This is a genomic window from Comamonas denitrificans (assembly GCF_042654745.1).
GTDB lineage: Bacteria > Pseudomonadota > Gammaproteobacteria > Burkholderiales > Burkholderiaceae_C > Comamonas > Comamonas denitrificans.
On record NZ_JBHSEY010000010.1, the window covers coordinates 202,109 to 219,082 of the forward strand.

15 protein-coding genes are annotated in these 16,974 nt (G+C 60.4%); 9 read left to right on the top strand and 6 right to left on the bottom strand.

The features are described 5' to 3' along the window. Positions 1-124 precede the first annotated feature (124 nt). Both thiD and hemL read left to right on the top strand, forming a co-directional pair. Positions 125-1,066, top strand: coding sequence for a bifunctional hydroxymethylpyrimidine kinase/phosphomethylpyrimidine kinase (thiD, locus tag ACFO24_RS02930; RefSeq protein ID WP_377736713.1), 942 nt, complete (start codon positions 125-127; stop codon positions 1,064-1,066). Between the two features lie 51 nt (positions 1,067-1,117). Further along, positions 1,118-2,422, top strand: coding sequence for a glutamate-1-semialdehyde 2,1-aminomutase (gene hemL / locus ACFO24_RS02935; protein ID WP_377736714.1), 1,305 nt, complete (start codon positions 1,118-1,120; stop codon positions 2,420-2,422). 195 nt (positions 2,423-2,617) lie between these two features. Here hemL and ACFO24_RS02940 read toward each other — a convergent pair whose 3' ends face one another. Both ACFO24_RS02940 and bamE read right to left on the bottom strand, forming a co-directional pair. Beyond that, a complete protein-coding gene (locus ACFO24_RS02940; protein ID WP_377736770.1) occupies positions 2,618-2,953 on the bottom strand; it encodes an SMR family transporter in 336 nt (111 codons plus the stop codon). A gap of 14 nt (positions 2,954-2,967) precedes the next feature. Next, entirely contained in the window at positions 2,968-3,462 is a 495-nt protein-coding gene (gene bamE / locus ACFO24_RS02945) for an outer membrane protein assembly factor BamE domain-containing protein (RefSeq protein WP_377736716.1), read from the bottom strand. Positions 3,463-3,602: 140 nt separating this feature from the next. Between bamE and ACFO24_RS02950 the strand changes: the two genes are divergently transcribed. The 5 genes from ACFO24_RS02950 to nadB all read left to right on the top strand — a co-directional run bounded on the left by ACFO24_RS02950 (position 3,603) and on the right by nadB (position 9,233). Continuing rightward, on the top strand, positions 3,603-4,802 hold the full coding sequence (locus ACFO24_RS02950; RefSeq protein ID WP_377736717.1) for a DUF2325 domain-containing protein: 1,200 nt from the start codon (positions 3,603-3,605) through the stop codon (positions 4,800-4,802). A gap of 54 nt (positions 4,803-4,856) precedes the next feature. Beyond that, on the top strand, positions 4,857-6,314 hold the full coding sequence (locus ACFO24_RS02955; RefSeq protein ID WP_377736718.1) for a coniferyl aldehyde dehydrogenase: 1,458 nt from the start codon (positions 4,857-4,859) through the stop codon (positions 6,312-6,314). Between the two features lie 104 nt (positions 6,315-6,418). Further along, positions 6,419-6,649 (top strand): DUF3460 family protein, encoded by a 231-nt coding sequence (locus ACFO24_RS02960; protein ID WP_377736719.1) that lies wholly within the window; start codon positions 6,419-6,421, stop codon positions 6,647-6,649. 48 nt (positions 6,650-6,697) lie between these two features. After that, positions 6,698-7,585 (top strand): segregation and condensation protein A, encoded by an 888-nt coding sequence (locus ACFO24_RS02965; RefSeq protein WP_207574881.1) that lies wholly within the window; start codon positions 6,698-6,700, stop codon positions 7,583-7,585. Positions 7,586-7,634: 49 nt separating this feature from the next. Further along, entirely contained in the window at positions 7,635-9,233 is a 1,599-nt protein-coding gene (gene nadB / locus ACFO24_RS02970; protein ID WP_377736721.1) for an L-aspartate oxidase, read from the top strand. Between the two features lie 116 nt (positions 9,234-9,349). Here nadB and ACFO24_RS02975 read toward each other — a convergent pair whose 3' ends face one another. Then, positions 9,350-11,254: a GmrSD restriction endonuclease domain-containing protein gene (locus ACFO24_RS02975; RefSeq protein ID WP_377736722.1), complete on the bottom strand. Its 1,905-nt coding sequence runs from the start codon at positions 11,252-11,254 to the stop codon at positions 9,350-9,352. Between the two features lie 367 nt (positions 11,255-11,621). Beyond that, a complete protein-coding gene (locus tag ACFO24_RS02980) occupies positions 11,622-12,656 on the bottom strand; it encodes a porin (protein WP_377736723.1) in 1,035 nt (344 codons plus the stop codon). Positions 12,657-12,791: 135 nt separating this feature from the next. Here ACFO24_RS02980 and panD point away from each other — a divergent pair, with 135 nt between their 5' ends. Further along, positions 12,792-13,172, top strand: a complete 381-nt coding sequence (panD, locus tag ACFO24_RS02985; protein WP_207574877.1) for an aspartate 1-decarboxylase — start codon at positions 12,792-12,794, stop codon at positions 13,170-13,172. 28 nt (positions 13,173-13,200) lie between these two features. After that, positions 13,201-14,724: a transporter substrate-binding domain-containing diguanylate cyclase gene (locus tag ACFO24_RS02990; protein ID WP_377736725.1), complete on the top strand. Its 1,524-nt coding sequence runs from the start codon at positions 13,201-13,203 to the stop codon at positions 14,722-14,724. Between the two features lie 158 nt (positions 14,725-14,882). Here the strand turns inward: ACFO24_RS02990 and nadA are convergent, their stop codons facing one another. After that, positions 14,883-16,004, bottom strand: a complete 1,122-nt coding sequence (gene nadA / locus ACFO24_RS02995) for a quinolinate synthase NadA (protein WP_377736726.1) — start codon at positions 16,002-16,004, stop codon at positions 14,883-14,885. Continuing rightward, positions 16,004-16,849, bottom strand: a complete 846-nt coding sequence (nadC, locus tag ACFO24_RS03000) for a carboxylating nicotinate-nucleotide diphosphorylase (RefSeq protein ID WP_377736727.1) — start codon at positions 16,847-16,849, stop codon at positions 16,004-16,006. Before nadC ends, nadA begins: the two co-directional genes overlap by 1 nt. Positions 16,850-16,974 lie beyond the last annotated feature (125 nt).

The following is a 16,974-nucleotide window of genomic DNA, read 5'->3' on the forward strand; positions in this document are numbered from 1 at the left end:
GGCTTTTTTCAAAAAGAGGCAGATTCTGTACCCGGCGCAGCTTAAAACGGCTTCACATAGAATGCAACGATTCTATATAGACTTTTACCCTGACTCTTGTTTACAAGGGAGGCATAGCAGATCCATGGCAGACCTTTCCCCCGCAGTGCTCCCCACCGCCCCCAACCCCCCTGAAAATCAAACCAATGATGCGATTTGCATCATGAGTTTCAATGCCTTAGATGCCACTGGTGCCTTGGGCCTGACGGCCGACAGCCTCACCATTGCCAGCGTAGGAGCTTATCCTGTGAGTGTGGCGTGCTGTATACAAATCAGTGATACCAATCGTATCTTCAGCCACATTGCGCTGGAGGATGAGCTGGTGATGGACCAAGCCCGCACGGTGCTTGAAGACATGGTGGTGCAAGCGATCAAGGTGGGCTTTGTGGGTTCTACCGCCAATGTCAGTGCCATTGCCGGGATGTGCAGCGATTACCCCGACATTCCCGTCATTGGCTATATGCCCGACCTTTCCTGGTGGAAAGAAGGCGATGCCCTGGAAGAGTATTTGGATGCCTTTGAAGAGTTGCTGCTTCCGCAGGTGTCGGTGCTGGTAGGCAACCACGGCACCTTGGCGCGTTGGCTGCTGCCGGATTGGGAAAGCGAGCGCATGCCCACGCCCCGTGACATTGCCAAAGCGGCCGAAGTGCGCGGTGTGGCCTATGTGTTGGTCACCGGCATGGTGCAAGCGGGAGAGTTTTTTGACAATGCCCTGGCCAGCACTGAAACCGTGATTGGCAATAGCAAATTTGAGCGCTTTGATGCTGAATTCATGGGGGCCGGGGAAACCCTTTCTGCTGCCTTGGCGGCCCTGTTGGCGGTGGGCGATGACCTTGGCCAAGCGGCCCAGGAGGCCCTGGAATACATGGACCAATGCCTGGGCAGCGCGTTTCGCCCCGGCATGGGCCGACTGATTCCCGACCGCATGTTTTGGGCGCAACCCGACGATGATGAGCAAGAAGGGCCGGCGGGCCGCAGTGGTGCCCCGGCAGCGGCCCCGGTGGCCCCGACAAGCCCTTCTGCTTAATCTTTAGATTGTTGATTTTTTGCCCCTTGCGGGGCCTTTTCTTGCATGACTATGACCCATACCACTGACCTGAACCAAGACCTGCTCGCCCGCGCCAAGCGCGTCATTCCTGGCGGCGTGAATTCTCCCGTGCGCGCTTTCAACGCCGTTGGCGGCGTGCCGCGCTTTGTTGAACGCGCCCAGGGGGCGTATTTTTGGGACAAAAACGGCCAACGCTTTACCGACTACATCGGTAGCTGGGGGCCGATGATTTTGGGTCACGGCCACCCGCAAGTGGTCGCCACCGTGCACGCCGCTGTCGATGAAGGCTTTAGCTACGGTGCCCCAACCGAGCGTGAAGTGGCCCTGGCCGAAAAAATCCTCGCCCTGATGCCCAGCATGGACATGGTGCGCCTGGTCAGCTCTGGCACCGAGGCGGGCATGAGCGCCCTGCGCCTGGCCCGGGGCTTTACCGGGCGCAACAAGATCGTCAAATTCAATGGCTGCTACCACGGCCATGCCGATGCGCTGCTGGTCAAGGCCGGCTCGGGGCTGGCCACCTTTGGCAGCTCGTCGTCCGCTGGGGTGCCCGCCGATGTGGTGAAAGACACCATCGTCCTTGAATACAACGATGTGGCCCAGCTGGAAGAAGCCTTTGCCAAGATGGGCAGCGAAATCGCTTGCGTGATCATGGAGCCCATTGCCGGCAACATGAACTTTGTGCGCGCCAGCGTGGAGTTCACCCGCCGCATCCGCGAGCTGACGCAAGAGCACGGGGCGCTGATGATTTACGACGAGGTGATGACCGGCTTTCGCGTCGCCCTGGGCAGCGCCCAAAGCCTGTACGCGCAGCAGATCGAGGGCTTTCAGCCCGACATCACCGTCATGGGCAAGGTCATTGGCGGCGGGATGCCGCTGGCGGCCTTTGGCGGACGGCGCGAGATCATGGAAAAACTCTCGCCCCTCGGCGGGGTGTACCAGGCCGGCACGCTCTCGGGCAACCCAATTGCCACCGCCTGCGGCCTCAAAACGCTGGAGCTGATCAGCGTCCCCGGCTTTCACGCTGAGTTGCACCTGAAAACCGGCCAGCTCATGCAGGGCTTGAAGGCAGAGGCCGACGCAGCCGGCATCCCCTTCAGTGTGGATTGGCAAGGCGGTTTGTTTGGCTTTTTCTTCCTGCCCGAGCTGCCCACCCACTACCCGCAGGTGATGACCACCGACCAGGCGCGTTTCAACAAGTTTTTCCACGGCATGCTGCAGCAGGGCGAGTACTTTGCCCCGGCGCTGTACGAGGCCGGCTTTATGAGCGCTGCGCACAGCCAGGACGATATCGACCGCACGCTGGAAGCGGCGCGGGCAGTGTTCAAAACGCTGTAAGCGCTGCTAAAGCTGCCAACGCTGCAAACCCGTTCGGCGGATTCCATGGCCCAGCGCCAGCAGGGTGGGGGCACCGCAGCGGTTTTTTATATGTGGCAGTGACATAAAAATAATAGCGTTTTGCGCTTTATTTACCAAAGATATTTGGTTAATAGTAGCTAAAAACGCTATAAATAAAGCGCATGCAGCTCTTATTTAATGTGTGATGCTTTTGGAAAACACATTGATCACCACCACCCCGGCAATGATCAGGCCCAAGCCCAGCAGCGCCGGGGCATCCAGCCGCTGGCCCAGCCACAGCCAGCCCACCGCTGAAATCAGCACAATGCCCACGCCCGACCACAGGGCGTAAGCCACGCCGGTGGGAATGCTTTTGAGCGTGTGCGACAGGCAATAAAACGCCAGCGCGTAACCGACCGCCGTGATCAGGCTGGGCATGGGCCGGGTAAAGCCCTCCGAGGCCTTGAGGGCCGAGGTGGCCACCACTTCGGCCACGATCGCGATGCCCAGGTAGGTGTAAGCCGCCGTCATTGCAGAGGCCATGGTCAGCGCCCTTCCGGTAGTTTTTCGCTGCTGCCTGAGCGCAGCACCCGACCATCGGGGCCAAAGGTAACGGTAAACACCATCTCGCGCGCGGGCGGGTCGATCCAGCGCCAATCCCAATCGGTTTCCTGCTTGAGCTCAAACACCATGCGTTTGGCCGGTTGCCCCAGCAGGCGGCGCACCTGCTCTTGGCCCATGCCCACCTGCACCTGGGCAAAAACGCTGGGCGTGAGCACTTGGCGCAGGGCGCTCATCGTGCCATCGGTGCCAATGGTGATCATGTAGTTTTGGTGCCCCATGGGCTGGCGGTTGTATTCCAGGGTGCGGCTGCCATCGGCCTCGGGCCAGATGGTGACGGGCTCGCCAAACTGGGCGCGAACATCGGCTTCGGTGGACAGGCCTTCGTGCAGCGCATCAATGCGTTGCTGGTCGCAGCCCAGCAGGCCCAGTACACCGGCCCCCATGGCCCCGGCGGCCAGCCATAAGCGGTTGAACATGCGCGTCCTTTGCATAAAAAGCAGCAAGATTAACAGCCGCGCTGCACGCAGAGCAGGGCGCAAGGCAAAAACTTCTTGAATGAGAGTAATTCTTATTTAAAATAAGAATCGTTCTTGTTTAACTTTTCTGGAGCTTGTTTATGTGCGCCGCTTGCAGCCCTTCGCCCACCGCTTCCACTGGCTCACGCCGCCGTCGTTTGTGGGATTTGCCCCAGCAATGCCATTGCCCGGTGATAGGCGTGTGCTTTCCTTTGGCACGGCTGCGCCAGTTGGTACACAAAGCCTTGGGCAATCCGCCCGTGGCCGATGACTACGACATCCACCTGGGGGCGGTGGCCGAATGCGCAAAGCGCAGCCGGCTGACCGAGCTGCTGCACAAAGATGTTGAAGCGCGGTTTGCCCCCCATATTCGCGCTTTTCGGCAGGCCAAAGAGGCCAAAGCCGTTGCCCAGCTGTGGGCGCAGGCGGTGCGTTTGGGCGATGTTTCCGGTGCTTTTTGGGCTGCGCTGACCCATCCGCGCTGCGACGAAGCCTTGCAAGAAGTGCTGCTGCGCGACATGCACATGCTGCAGCACCAGGCCGGGGCGGCGGTGCGGGTGGATCTGCACCAGTTCCAGGCCTTGAGCAAAGAAAACGCGGTGCTGACCCAGGAGCTGGGCAAGGTGCAAGAGCGTTGCACGCGGGTGATCAACGAAAAATCCACCGAAATCGAGCAACTGCATGCCGAGCTGGTCCATGTGCGCGCCAGCAATATTGGCCAGGCCACGCAAATTCGGTTTTTGCAGCAAGACATTGAGCAGCTGAAAAATGCCCAGCCCGCGCACGACCAAGTCGCCAAGTTGCAGAAAAAACTGGCCCTGCTGACCGAGCACCAACACCAGCTGCAAACCCAAAATGCCGAACTGCGCCACGCCCTGGCCCAGGCCGAGCGCTTGGTGCGCCAGCAAGCCCTTGAAGCCCTGCAGCCCGCCCCGGCTGCGGCTGAACCGGTGCCTGAACCGGCCCTGCAGCTGCACGCCAAAAAAGTGGTGTGCGTTGGGGGCCGCCACACCAATGTGGCCAACTACCGCGCGGTGATTGAGCAGGCCGGTGGCCAGTTTGCCCACCACGATGGCGGCATTGACGATAAGCACAGCGCCCTGGATGCCGTGCTGGCGGCGGCCGATTTGGTGATCTGCCAAACCGGCTGCATCAGCCACAACGCCTATTGGCGGGTGAAAGATTTTTGCAAACGCATGGGCAAGCAATGCGTGTTTGTGGACAATCCCAGCGCCACCTCTTTCAGCCGCAGTTTGCGGGGGGTGCAGCTGACTGCTGCGCCCACCACGGTTGCGGAGTAATCCGCACCAGCACACTGGCGCGCACAGAGCCTGCCCAGCCTGAAAGCCACTGCCATGCTCCCTTTTTTATCCCCGGCACCAGCGCATTTGCCTGCGCTTTTGCGCGACAGCTTTGCCTTGCAACGCGCGGCCTTTCAGCAGCAGCGCAACCCCAGCGTGGAGCAGCGCCGAGCCGATCTGCGCCAGCTGCACCGCTTGCTGGTGGAGCACCGCGCAGCCATCGTCGATGCCGTGCAGCAGGACTATGGTTGCCGCAGCCGCTTTGAGACGCTGCTCACAGAATTGCTGCAAGGCCAAGAGGCTGCGCTGGCTGCGCTGCGCCACCTTAAGCGGTGGATGCGCCCGCAACAACGCCGCTTGGACATGCTGCAATACCCGCTGGCGCGGGCTTATACCTTTGCCCAGCCGCTGGGTGTGGTGGGCATCGTGGTGCCGTGGAATTTTCCTGTAGCGATGGCTTTTCAGCCGCTGATTGGTGCCTTTGCCGCAGGCAACCGGGCGATGGTAAAAATGTCAGAAAACTCTGGCCATCTGGCGCGGCTGCTGCAGCGCATCAGCCCGCAGTATTTCCCGGCGGACAAGCTGTGCTTTTTTGCCGATGACGATGCCGGGCCAGGGCAGTCGCTGGGCCCGCTGTTTACGCAACTGCCTTTCGACCATTTGTTTTTTACCGGCTCGCCACAGACCGGCCAAGCCGTGATGGCCAATGCCGCCATCCACCTCACCCCCGTCACGCTGGAGCTGGGGGGCAAGTCCCCCGCCATCGTGGCCCCGGACTTTGCGCTGGACCAAGCCGCCGAGCGCCTGCTGTGGGCCAAGCTGCTCAATGCCGGGCAGATTTGCACCAATGTGGACTACCTGCTGCTGCCCGAGGGGCGCGAGCAAGCCTTTATCGAGCACGCCCGGCGCATTGCTGCAGCGCGTTTTCCCAACCTGCTCAATGGCGACTACACCGCCATCATCGACCAGCGCCAGTACGACCGGCTGCAGGCCATGCTGAAAGACGCACAAGCGCAGGGCGCAACCCTGATCCCCCTGCTGCCAGGCCAAGCGGGCGATGCTGCACGGCGCATTTTGCCGCCCGTTCTGGTGCTGAACGCCACCCCCGCCATGCAGGTGCTGCAGCGCGAAATTTTTGGCCCCATCCTGCCCATCTTGACCTACCGCAGCCACGAGGAGGTTGTGCAGTACATCAACGCCCGCCAGCACCCGCTGGCGCTGTACATCTACAGCCATGACAAGGCGGTGCAGGATTTTTACCTGCACCACACCCTCTCGGGCGGTGTCAGCATCAACGACAGCTTGATCCACACGGGCCTGCACAATCTGCCGTTTGGTGGCGTGGGCCACAGCGGCATGGGCCACTACCACGGCTATGAAGGTTTTTTAACGTTTTCCAAACTGCGCCCCGTCTTCCAGCAAAGCCGCTGGCGCACGGTGGACCTGCTCATGCCGCCGTATGGCAAGCGGGCCTACCAGCTGCTCAAATTCATGTTCTGGCGCAATCGGTGAGCGCGGGCGGCGCGTTGGGGCTGCAGGCGCTGGCCCAGGCCGTCCAATGCAAGATTGCGCCTTAGAATCGGCCCTTTTGTCCAACTGCCGCGAAAGCCCTCGCCATGTCTATTTTTGCCCGCCCCCACTACACGTCGGAAGCGACCAACTTCATTGAACAGCTGAAAAAAGACAAGCCCCAGCTCGATGCCCAGCAACAGCAAGGCCGCAGCCTGCTGTGGGACAAAGAGGTGGATGCCGACGTTTGGCAAGACTACCGCGCCGGCAAAGTGGCGCAAAAGGCCTACGTGTACTACTCCTACACCCCGGCGGGCAAGCGCACCACCCCCATCTAAAGCGGGCCTTGCTGCCGCCGCCTTTGCCCATCGCCTCTGCCGACCGTGATGGATGCCGTCAGCCCGCTTGCGGCTGATATTGCTCCCTTAGCCGACACCGCGCCACCTGCTCTGACCGACCAGGTGGCTTTGGCGCGTCTGTACGGGCAGCCGCTGTTCAAGATTCCACACGACCTGTACATCCCCCCCGATGCGCTGGAAGTGTTTTTGGAAGCCTTTGAGGGGCCGCTAGATTTGCTGCTGTATTTGATCCGCAAGCAAAACTTCAACATCTTGGACATTCCGCTGGTGCAGGTGACCGACCAGTACCTGGGCTATGTGGAAGAAATCCGCAGCCGCAATCTGGAGCTGGCCGCCGAATACCTGCTCATGGCCGCCATGCTGATTGAAATCAAATCGCGCATGCTGCTGCCGCCCAAGGCCAAAGAGGGTGAGGACGAAGCCGCCGACCCCCGCGCCGAGCTGGTGCGCCGCCTGCTCGAATACGAAAAGATGAAACTGGCCGCCCAGCAAATCAACGCCTTGCCCCACCATGGCCGCGATTTTGTGCAGGCCCAGGTGCTGATTGAGCAAAGCTTGCCGCAGCGCTTTCCTGACGTGGACGTTGCCGAGCTGCAAGCCGCCTGGCGCGACATCGTGCGCCGCGCCAAGCTGGTGCAGCACCACCACATTTCGCGCGAGGCGCTGTCGGTGCGCGAGTACATGAGCCGTGTGCTCAAACAACTGCAAGGCCAGCGCTTTGTCCCGTTTGAAGCCGTTTTTGCGCCAGAGCAAGGCAGCGCCGTCCTGGTCGTCACCTTTATCGCCCTGCTAGAGCTGGCCAAAGAAAGTTTGTTGGAAATTACCCAGGCCGAAGCCTTTGCCCCCATTTACCTGCGTTTGACCTATTCCTCGGCCCTGCCTGTGCAGGCGCTTAAAACGGTCGAAGCAAACTAACACCCCCCGCCAGACCCACGCGGGTCATGGCGAGCCACTGAAAGTAGCCATGACACACACCACCACCCAAGACTTTGACGTTCTGATTGTCGGCAGCGGTTTGGCCGGCTTGACCGCCGCCCTGCAGCTGGCCCCCACACACCGCGTGGCAGTGATTACCAAGCGCCAGTTGCAAGACGGCTCCAGCGGCTGGGCCCAGGGTGGCATTGCCGCTGTGCTGGCCGAGGACGACAGCTTTGATGCCCACGTGCAAGACACCCTGACCGCAGGCGCTGGCCTGTGCGACCTGGCCTCTACCCGCTATGTGGTCGAAAACGCCCCCGACACCATTGCCTGGCTACAACAATTAGGCGTGCCTTTTTCTCAGGAAGACGGCTGCTTGCACCTGACGCGCGAAGGCGGCCACAGCGCCCGGCGCATCGTGCATGCTACCGATGCCACCGGCGCGGCCGTGCAGCAAACACTGATTGCCCATGTGCGCCAAATGCCCAACATCACCCTGCTGGAGCAGCACACCCTAGTCGATCTGATCACCAGCCGCAAACTGGGCTTGCCCGGCCCACAGCGCTGCCTGGGCCTGTATGCGCTGGACGGGGCCACCGACGAAGTCATCACCTTCCGCGCCCCGCACACCATCTTGGCCACCGGCGGAGCGGGCAAGGTGTACCTCTACACCACCAACCCCGACACCGCCACGGGCGATGGCATCGCCGCCGCGTGGCGGGCCGGGTGCCGGGTGGCGAACCTGGAGTTCATCCAGTTTCACCCCACCTGCCTGTACCACCCCAATGAAAAATCTTTTTTAATCAGCGAAGCCGTGCGCGGCGAGGGCGGGCAGCTCAAGCACCCGCCGCACGTTGGGGGCAGCCGCTTCATGCCCCAGCATGACGCACGCGAAGAGCTGGCCCCGCGCGACATCGTGGCCCGCGCCATTGACTTTGAGATGAAAAAGCACGGCCTCGATTGTGTGCACCTGGACATCTCGCACCAAAGCCCGCAATTTTTGCAAGAGCACTTTCCCAACATCCTGGCGCGGTGCGCCGAGCTGGGCATCGACATCACCCAGGAGCCCATCCCCGTCGTCCCCGCTGCCCACTACACCTGCGGCGGCGTGCTGACCGACCTGGGCGGGCGCACCGACATTGCCAACCTGTACGCCATTGGCGAAACCGCCTGCACCGGCCTGCACGGGGCCAACCGCCTGGCCAGCAACTCACTGCTCGAATGCATGGTGTTTGCCCGTGCCGCTGCCAAGCACATCCAAGAAACCCCCATCACCGACCGCCCCGCACTGCCCATGTGGGACGACAGCCGCGTCACCGATGCCGACGAGGCCGTGGTCATCTCGCACAACTGGGACGAATTGCGCCGCTTCATGTGGGACTACGTGGGCATAGTGCGCACCAACAAGCGGCTGGAGCGGGCCGCCCACCGCATCGCCCTGCTGCAAAGCGAAATCCAAGAGTTCTACGCCAACTTCCACGTCACGCGCGACCTGCTGGAGCTGCGCAACTTGGTGCAAGTGGCCGAGCTGATCGTGCGCAGCGCCCAAATGCGCCACGAAAGCCGCGGCCTGCACTTCAGCCGCGACTGGCCCGATCTGGCCGCCCCGGCGGCCTCGACGATTTTGGTGCCGCCGGTGAAGTAGTGGGAGTGGGGTGGTGGAGATGGGTAAACGGTCAAATCGGACTGTGGAGTTATGACCGTTAGCGACCCAAAGCAGACAGCCAAATTTTTAACGCTTGGGTTAGATATTCTTGTCGGTCAAGATGTGATCACCATCTCGGCTTCCACCATATCTGCATCACCCCCTACATCTACACCATCTTCTGACACATCTCCTGTGTAAGCAGCCTTGCCTGTCGCTTTTTCGATCAGCTCAAGCAGTTGCCTCTGCCGATCTCTCATGAAGGTTTCGAAGTCATCGCTACGCAAGATGGTTGGGTCGATCAGGTGTGTGCGAAGGTATTCGTCCAATCTATTCCGCTCAATAGCCGGGGTCTGCTTATCGCCCTTCTCCAACTTAGTCAGGTATTCGGAAGGTGCTACGCCGCCGATAATGCGGTTGGTACGAAATGACAGAGGTGTCTTGTTGATGATGGAGTCGTATATCGCAGGCTTGATTCCCTGCTTCTTGCACCAGTCCTGCGGGAAGATGTGGTGGATGTCGACGTTCTCGCCGAAAAACACCGTATGGTCGAACTTCTGCCCGGATCGGAAATCCTGTGCGCCTTCTTTCATCAGCAGTGCGTTCACGCCCTTGTAGGCGGCAGACAGGCGCATACGCATAGTCTTCAGGCGATCGGCGCGGAATATTACTTCAGTCACTGTGGAAGGTTCCAGCCCACCCTGTAACCATCGCGGCACCTCCATAAAATCGCGGGCGATGCGAGACTCAACCGCCGAACCATATAGTTCACCAAACACGCCATTCCAATACCATCGAACCAGCTTGGCACGGTTAGCCTCATGCTCCCATGCCTCGCCGATGTCCGCGAGGATCGCTGCAAGCGGCACGATCTGCGACTGATAGGGCAGATCAAAGATGCGATAGATGTGCTGCATGTGCAGGAACTTCGCCGCTTGTACGAAGCCATGCTCCACCTGCTTTTCGTACTGCTTGTATGCTGACAGCGGCAGGTTTAGCAGCGCTTGGCGATTGCCGATCACGGCCGGAAGTTCTTTGCCTGATTTGCCAGCGCGTTCCGCATCTCGTCGGCGGTCACGCGTGTAGAACAGCGAGATCGCCTGCAAGAAGTCCGTATTGCTCACATTAGCGATAATCCCTGCCTGGGAATCGGCCGGGCGCATCGTGTCCACGAAGCGTCGGTGCCGGCCCTTGTGCTCGTCGTTGCCATACCAGTCCTTGCGCAGCTCGTGCCCCTCTGCTGCATACATCGCCGTGACCAGTTCAAAGGCGTCCAGCGCTTTGCCGCCCGTATTTACCTTCTCGAACACTACGCACACCGCCTCCTTGGACGTAGCGCGGTCCAGTGAAATTACCGGTACGCGGTAGGACTTGAAGTTCTCCAGCACCTGGCGTTTGAAGGCGCGGAAGGTGTCGCGCACTCCTTCATGCTCGTTGCCACGCCAATGCTGATCGAAGCCGTCCTGCCAGCGATCCCAGTCGAAGACTTGAGTCAGCGGATACATCAGAGCAGCGTACTCTTTGGTGGGAGCAGATAGATCCAGACTCACGTCGCGGCCGAAGTCAGTGCGTATGATCTTGTCCTCTGGCACGCCAACGATTGCCTCCTCCCGGTCAATCATCGGGTCCAGCGCCTTGCGGATATCGATGTAGAACCAACGTTTTACCTTCTTGTTTTTTGGTGTGACCGTCTCGACCACCTTGTTGCGCAGCGTCACCTGATAAAGCGAGGTCATGCGCTGCTGACCGTCCAGAAGCAAGGATTGCGGTGTCGCGTTCTTTGCTTCGACCGGGGCACCTTCCACCGGACGCGGTTTAAAGTTCACGTCACCGCCTGTGTCCAGCGCCATTAGCGCACCGACTGGAAAAGAACGTGAGATTGATGCAATCAGGCTTTTAATGCGATCTTCGTCCCATACCCAGCTACGTTGAAAGTCCGGGAGTTGCAGCTTGCCGCGGTGGCAATCTTCAAGCAGCTCGATTAGGTCGATGGGGTTGGTTTTAAAGGTCGAGGCGGCCATTTATAGCTATTCCACTAGATTTAGAAGACAAGCGATGTGCATGTCTGGTTCGTCTAATACTGTATGAGTAAACAACTCAATAGCAAAATTCGTTGTCGTAGTTTTTAGACAAGCCTAAAAATTTTGATATCGCTCTTGACGAGCAATGTTCGAAAGGCTGCTTCTGGCCGAAAGGTGCCAACTACTAAACCCAGCAATCCTTTCGCGGATCTGATGCAGTACTCCAGCGCCTACTCACTCCCTGCACGCAAGCGCAACCCCGATACCGCAAAACCACCAAAAAAACGGCTGCGAAAAATATTTCGCAGCCGCCTCCTCTGTCAAAAGGAATAAAAGCGTTGCGGCACCCAGCGCCGCGATGAGGGGGTTAGAAGTTGTGGCGCAGGCCCAGCTCGTAACCGGTGGCGTTTTTGCCCGCTGCCACGGTGTGCGTCAGGGAGGTGCCCAGCTTGCGGGTGGCGTTGTCGTCGTTGCTCATGTGGGCCACGGTGGCGTACAGCTCGGTGCGTTTGGACAGTTTGTAGCCATAGCCCAGGGCCAGGCGCACCGAGTCGCGCTCGTTGCGCTTTTTGTCTTTGTACCAAGACACGGCGGCCCGCACTTCGCCCGGGCCGACGGGCGCTTTCACGCCCACGCTGTACAAATCGACGCGCTGGTTGTTGCCGCGCTCTGAGGCAATCAGCACCATGGGTGTGAGCATGCCGAAGTTGTAGGACGCGCCCAGGTTGAAAGTCTTGTAGTTGATGGTGTCGGCCGCGGTGCCGCCCTTGGTGGTGTCGTAGCCCAGCGCCACGTTCAGCGGGCCGTTGCCATAGCCCAGGCGCACCCCCATGCTGCTGGACAGGCTGTTGCTATTGCCCTTGACTTTTTCGCCAAAAGCATAGCTGGCCTGGCCGTAGAAACCGTTCATTTTGGGCAGCAGGTAGCTGATGCTGTTGGAGTAGCGCTTGGGGTTGCTCCCCTCGATGGTGCCGGCGGCGGAGCTGCTGATCAGGTTGTGCCCATTGATTGCGCCCATGCCCCAATCGCCAAAGGCGTGGAAGGTTTCCAGGTTTTGGTAAGTGGGGGTTTTGTCGCGGCCCAGGCGCACTTCGCCGAAGTTGCCCAGCAGGCCGATGGTGGAGCGGCGGTCGAACTTGAAGCCCGAGCCCCCATCGTCCACGTTGATGCCCCCTTCCAGCCAGAAACTGGCTTTCAGACCGTTGCCCAGGTCTTCCACACCGCGAAACCCGAGGCGGCTGCTGGCGTTGCCACTATTGGCCAGGCCGGTGACAGAGCCATCCTTGGTAGAAACATGGGCGACAGAGGCATCCACCACCCCAAAAAGGGTAACGCTGGAGCTTTGGGCCAAAGCGCCGCCGGTGGCGGTGAGGGCAGCAAGGGCAAAAAGTGTGGTTTTCATACAGTCTTCACTACGGTATTGGTTTAATGAAATAGCTATCTATGCAATAGCCCGGAGGCTGCGGCTATTACACGGACGGTATGTGACAAATTCGTGAAAACCTGCATAGACTTCGCGTTTTTTACGAGAGACACCATGTACCGCACCCTGCTCAAATCGAAAATCCACCGCGTCAAAACCACGCACTGCGAGCTGCACTACGAAGGCTCGTGCGCCATTGACGAAGACCTGATGGATGCCGCCAACATCATGGAAAACGAACAGATTCACATCTGGAACGTTGATAACGGCGAGCGCTTTGTCACCTATGCCATCAAGGGCGAGCGCGGCAGCGGCATGATCTCGGTGAACGGCTCGGCCGCCCGCCGTGCCTGCACGGGCGATTTGCTCATCATTGCCAGCTTTGCCCAGGTGGCCGAAGAAAAAGTGGCCAGCCACCAGCCCCAACTGGTGTTTGTGAACGAAAAAAACCAGCAGGTCGAGCTGCGCCACAAAGTGCCCACGCAAATGCTTTGATACGCAGGGGTTGTTTATTTTTTTGCTTATGCGTCGGTGGCTGCCAGCCCTGGGGCTGTGCTGCGCCTGTGCCCACGCCGCCACCGAGTGCCCGCAGCCGGCGCGGGTGCAGCTGCGCCAGCCCGTGGTCGTCACGGCGCAGGAGCAGGCCGCGTTGCAGCAACTGCCCCAGCCGCTGCGCGTGGTTGCCGTGGGCACCCCGCCTTTGGCCCTGTACGACCAGGCCCATGACCGCTACAGCGGCTTGGGCATTGATGCCCTGTGCTTTATCAGTGCGCAATTGGGGCTGCGCTTTCATATCGAAAGCGCCCAGCATCTCAAAGTGCTGGAAAAAATAGCCCTGGTGCAAAACGGACAGGCCGATATTTTCTTGCCCCTCAGTCCCACGCCCGAGCGCAGCCAGCGCGGGCATTTCACCGCGCCGCTGTACCAAAGCCACTACGTGGCCATTGCCCGCAAAGGGCAAATGCAGGAGGTGGCGAGTACCGCAGACTTGGCCCGCTACCGGGTGGGGGTGGTCGCTGGTGTGGCGCTGGAGCCGATCTTGCAGCAAAGCATCCCGCAGCTGCTGCGCTTTCGCGAGTCGTTTTCGGCGGGTGGTTTGTTTGATGCCCTGCGCGATGGGCAGATTGACATTGCCGTCTTTAGCCGCGATTTTTATCAGGAGCAGCGCTACCACTACGAGCTGTTTGACCTGGAGATCATCCATGCGCTCAAAGAATACCCGCGCAGCTATGGCTTTTACCTGGGGCAAAGTGACGCGCACCGCACCCTGGCCCAGGTGATGGGCCGCTATGTGCAGGCACTGGACACCAGCGCCTCGCTGCAAGCCCATGCGCAAGGCGAGCACCAGCTCATTGAGCGCTATTTGGCCCAGCGCCAGCAACGCAGCGCATGGCAGGCGGCCAGCATCGGTGCGGCCTTGCTTGCCATAGTGGCCTTGTTGGCGTTGCGCTATTACAGCCGCCTGACTCGCCAACTGGCGCGCAGCAACCAACAAATCCGCACCCAACAGCACGCCTTGCAAGCCGTCAATGCGCAGCTGGAGCGCGTTAGCCAAACCGATGCCCTGACCCATCTGGCCAACCGCCGCCGGTACGACCAGGTGCTGGCGCAAGAGTACGCCCGCAGCCAGCGCAGCGGCAGCCCGTTGAGCCTGCTGATGCTGGACTTGGATTTTTTCAAAGCCGTGAATGACCACTACGGCCATGCCACGGGGGACGACTACCTGTGTGCGGTGGCCCAGGTCTTGCAGCAGCACGCTGCCCGGGCCAGCGATCTGGCGGCCCGCTACGGCGGGGAAGAGTTTGTCTGCCTGCTGCCCGATACCCCGCTGGCCCAGGCCGTGCAGATTGCCGAGGCCATTCGCGCTGCCGTGGCTGCCCTGGGCCTGGCCCACGCCCAATCCCCCTATGGGCACGTGACGGCCAGCATCGGCGTTGCCACCCTGGGGCCGCAGACCAGCAGCGCCCAGGCCCTGCAAGCGCAGGCTGATGCCCAGCTGTACCTGGCCAAGACACAGGGCCGCAACCAGGTGGCCTATGAACAATAAAGGAGCTGCTTGCGCTTATAAAACAAGGCTTTCACTGCTAAAACATAGTAAAAATCTTGTAGATTGAGCGCTAGCAGCCATTAAAAAAGGCAAGGTATCCACCTTGCCTTTTGTTATTTTTGATAGCTAACCGCGCTTATTTGGTGCCTGAAGTGGCCTCATGCCGCGCCAAAATGCGGCACCAAGGCCCCAGGGGATTGGCCGTTTTTCAGCCCGGCGGTAAATGCCAGCATGCGGTCAATGGGCAGGCGGGCACGGGGGATCAGGGCCGGATCAACGTGGACGGCATTGGCCCCCGTCTCCAGTACATGGGCCACGCCGGCCAGGCCGTTCATGGCCATCCAGGGGCAGTGGGCGCAGCTTTTGCAGGTGGCGCTGTTGCCGGCGGTGGGCGCTTCGTAGAAGGTTTTGCCGGGGTTGAGCTGGCGCAGCTTGTGCATCATGCCCTTGTCGGTGGCAACGATAAATTCGCTGGCATCCAGGGTTTGCGCGGCTTTCAAGATGGCGCTGGTCGAGCCCACGGCATCGGCCAGGGCGACGACTTCGGCCGGGCTTTCCGGGTGGACAAGGATTTTGGCGTGTGGGTGCTCTTTTTTCAGCAGCTCCAGCTCCAGCGCCTTGAATTCATCGTGGACGATGCAGGCCCCGTTCCAAAACAGCATGTCCGCGCCGGTTTGCTGCTGGATGTAGCCACCCAGATGGCGATCGGGGGCCCAAAGGATTTTGTGGCCCTTGTCTTTGAGGGCGCTGACGATCTCCAGGGCGCAGCTGGAGGTGACCAGCCAATCGGCCCGCGCTTTGACGGCGGCGCTGGTGTTGGCGTACACCACCACGGTGCGATCGGGGTGCTGGTCGCAAAAAGCACTGAATTCATCCACCGGGCAACCCAAATCGAGCGAGCAGGTGGCATCCAGGTCGGGCATGAGCACGGTTTTTTCGGGCGAGAGGATTTTGGCCGTCTCGCCCATAAAGCGCACGCCGCTGACCACCAAGGTTTGCGCCGCGTGGTCGCGGCCAAAGCGGGCCATCTCTAGGCTGTCGCTGACGATGCCGCCGGTTTCTTCGGCCAAGTCCTGCAAATCGGGATGCACGTAGTAGTGCGACACCATGACGGCGTTTTTCTCTTTCAGCAGGCGGCGGATTTTGTCTTTCAGCGCCCCGCGCTCGGCCTGGCTGGGCTCAGGCGGCACGCGCGCCCAGGCGTATTTGGTGGCGCAAACAGCGCCTTCTTGCTCGGGTTGCTCGTATTCAACGTCAATAACATTCACAGCTTTGGTCATTACAGCTCCTGCATGCGCATGGAAAAGTCGGTGGCTTTGACATCCTTGGTCAAAACGCCAATGGAGATGCGATCGACCCCGGTCTCAGCCAAGGCGCGCAAGCTTTCAAACGTGACACCGCCGGAGATTTCCAAAATCGCCCGCCCGGCGTTGATGGCGACGGCCTGGCGCAAGTCGGCCAGGGGCATATTGTCCAGCAGCACCATCTTGGCCCCCGCCTCCAGCGCCTCGTGCAGCTGGGCCAGGGTTTCGACTTCAATTTCAATAAAACGGGCCTGACCGGCGACTTTTTCCGCTTCGCGCAGCACCGGGGCAATGCCACCGGCGGCGGCAATGTGGTTTTCTTTGATCAGCACCGCGTCGTACAGGCCAATGCGGTGGTTTACCCCGCCGCCGATTTTGACGGCGTACTTTTGCGCGATGCGCAGGCCGGGCAGGGTTTTGCGCGTATCCACAATCGCCGCCTTGGTGCCTTGTACGGCATCGACATATTCGGCCGTTTTGCTGGCCACGCCCGAGAGCAGTTGCAAAAAGTTCAGCGCCGTGCGTTCGGCCGTGAGCAGGGCGCGGGCATCGCCCTCGATCTCCAGCACCACCTGGTCGGGGGCGCAGCGCTGGCCCTCGGCCACATGCCAGGTCAATTGCACCTGGGGGTCCAGCGCCCGCAGCGCGGCTTCGGCCCAGGGAGCACCACAAATCACCGCCGCTTCGCGCGCCAGAATGTGGGCGCGGATGCGTTGGTTGGCGGGCACCAGGGCGGCGGTCAGGTCGCCGCTGCCCACGTCTTCGGCCAAGGCGCGGCGCACATCGTCTTGTGCCTGGGCAGCAATGTTGTCAAAAGTCATACAGGGTAGGTGGATGGGGAAACCCACGTTGCGTTGTCTCGAAAGGGGGGTTTCAAGGGGGGCTTGAAGGGCGCCAAGCATAGCGGTATTCCAAAAAGGTATGGCCCTTGCGGACAATGCCCAGC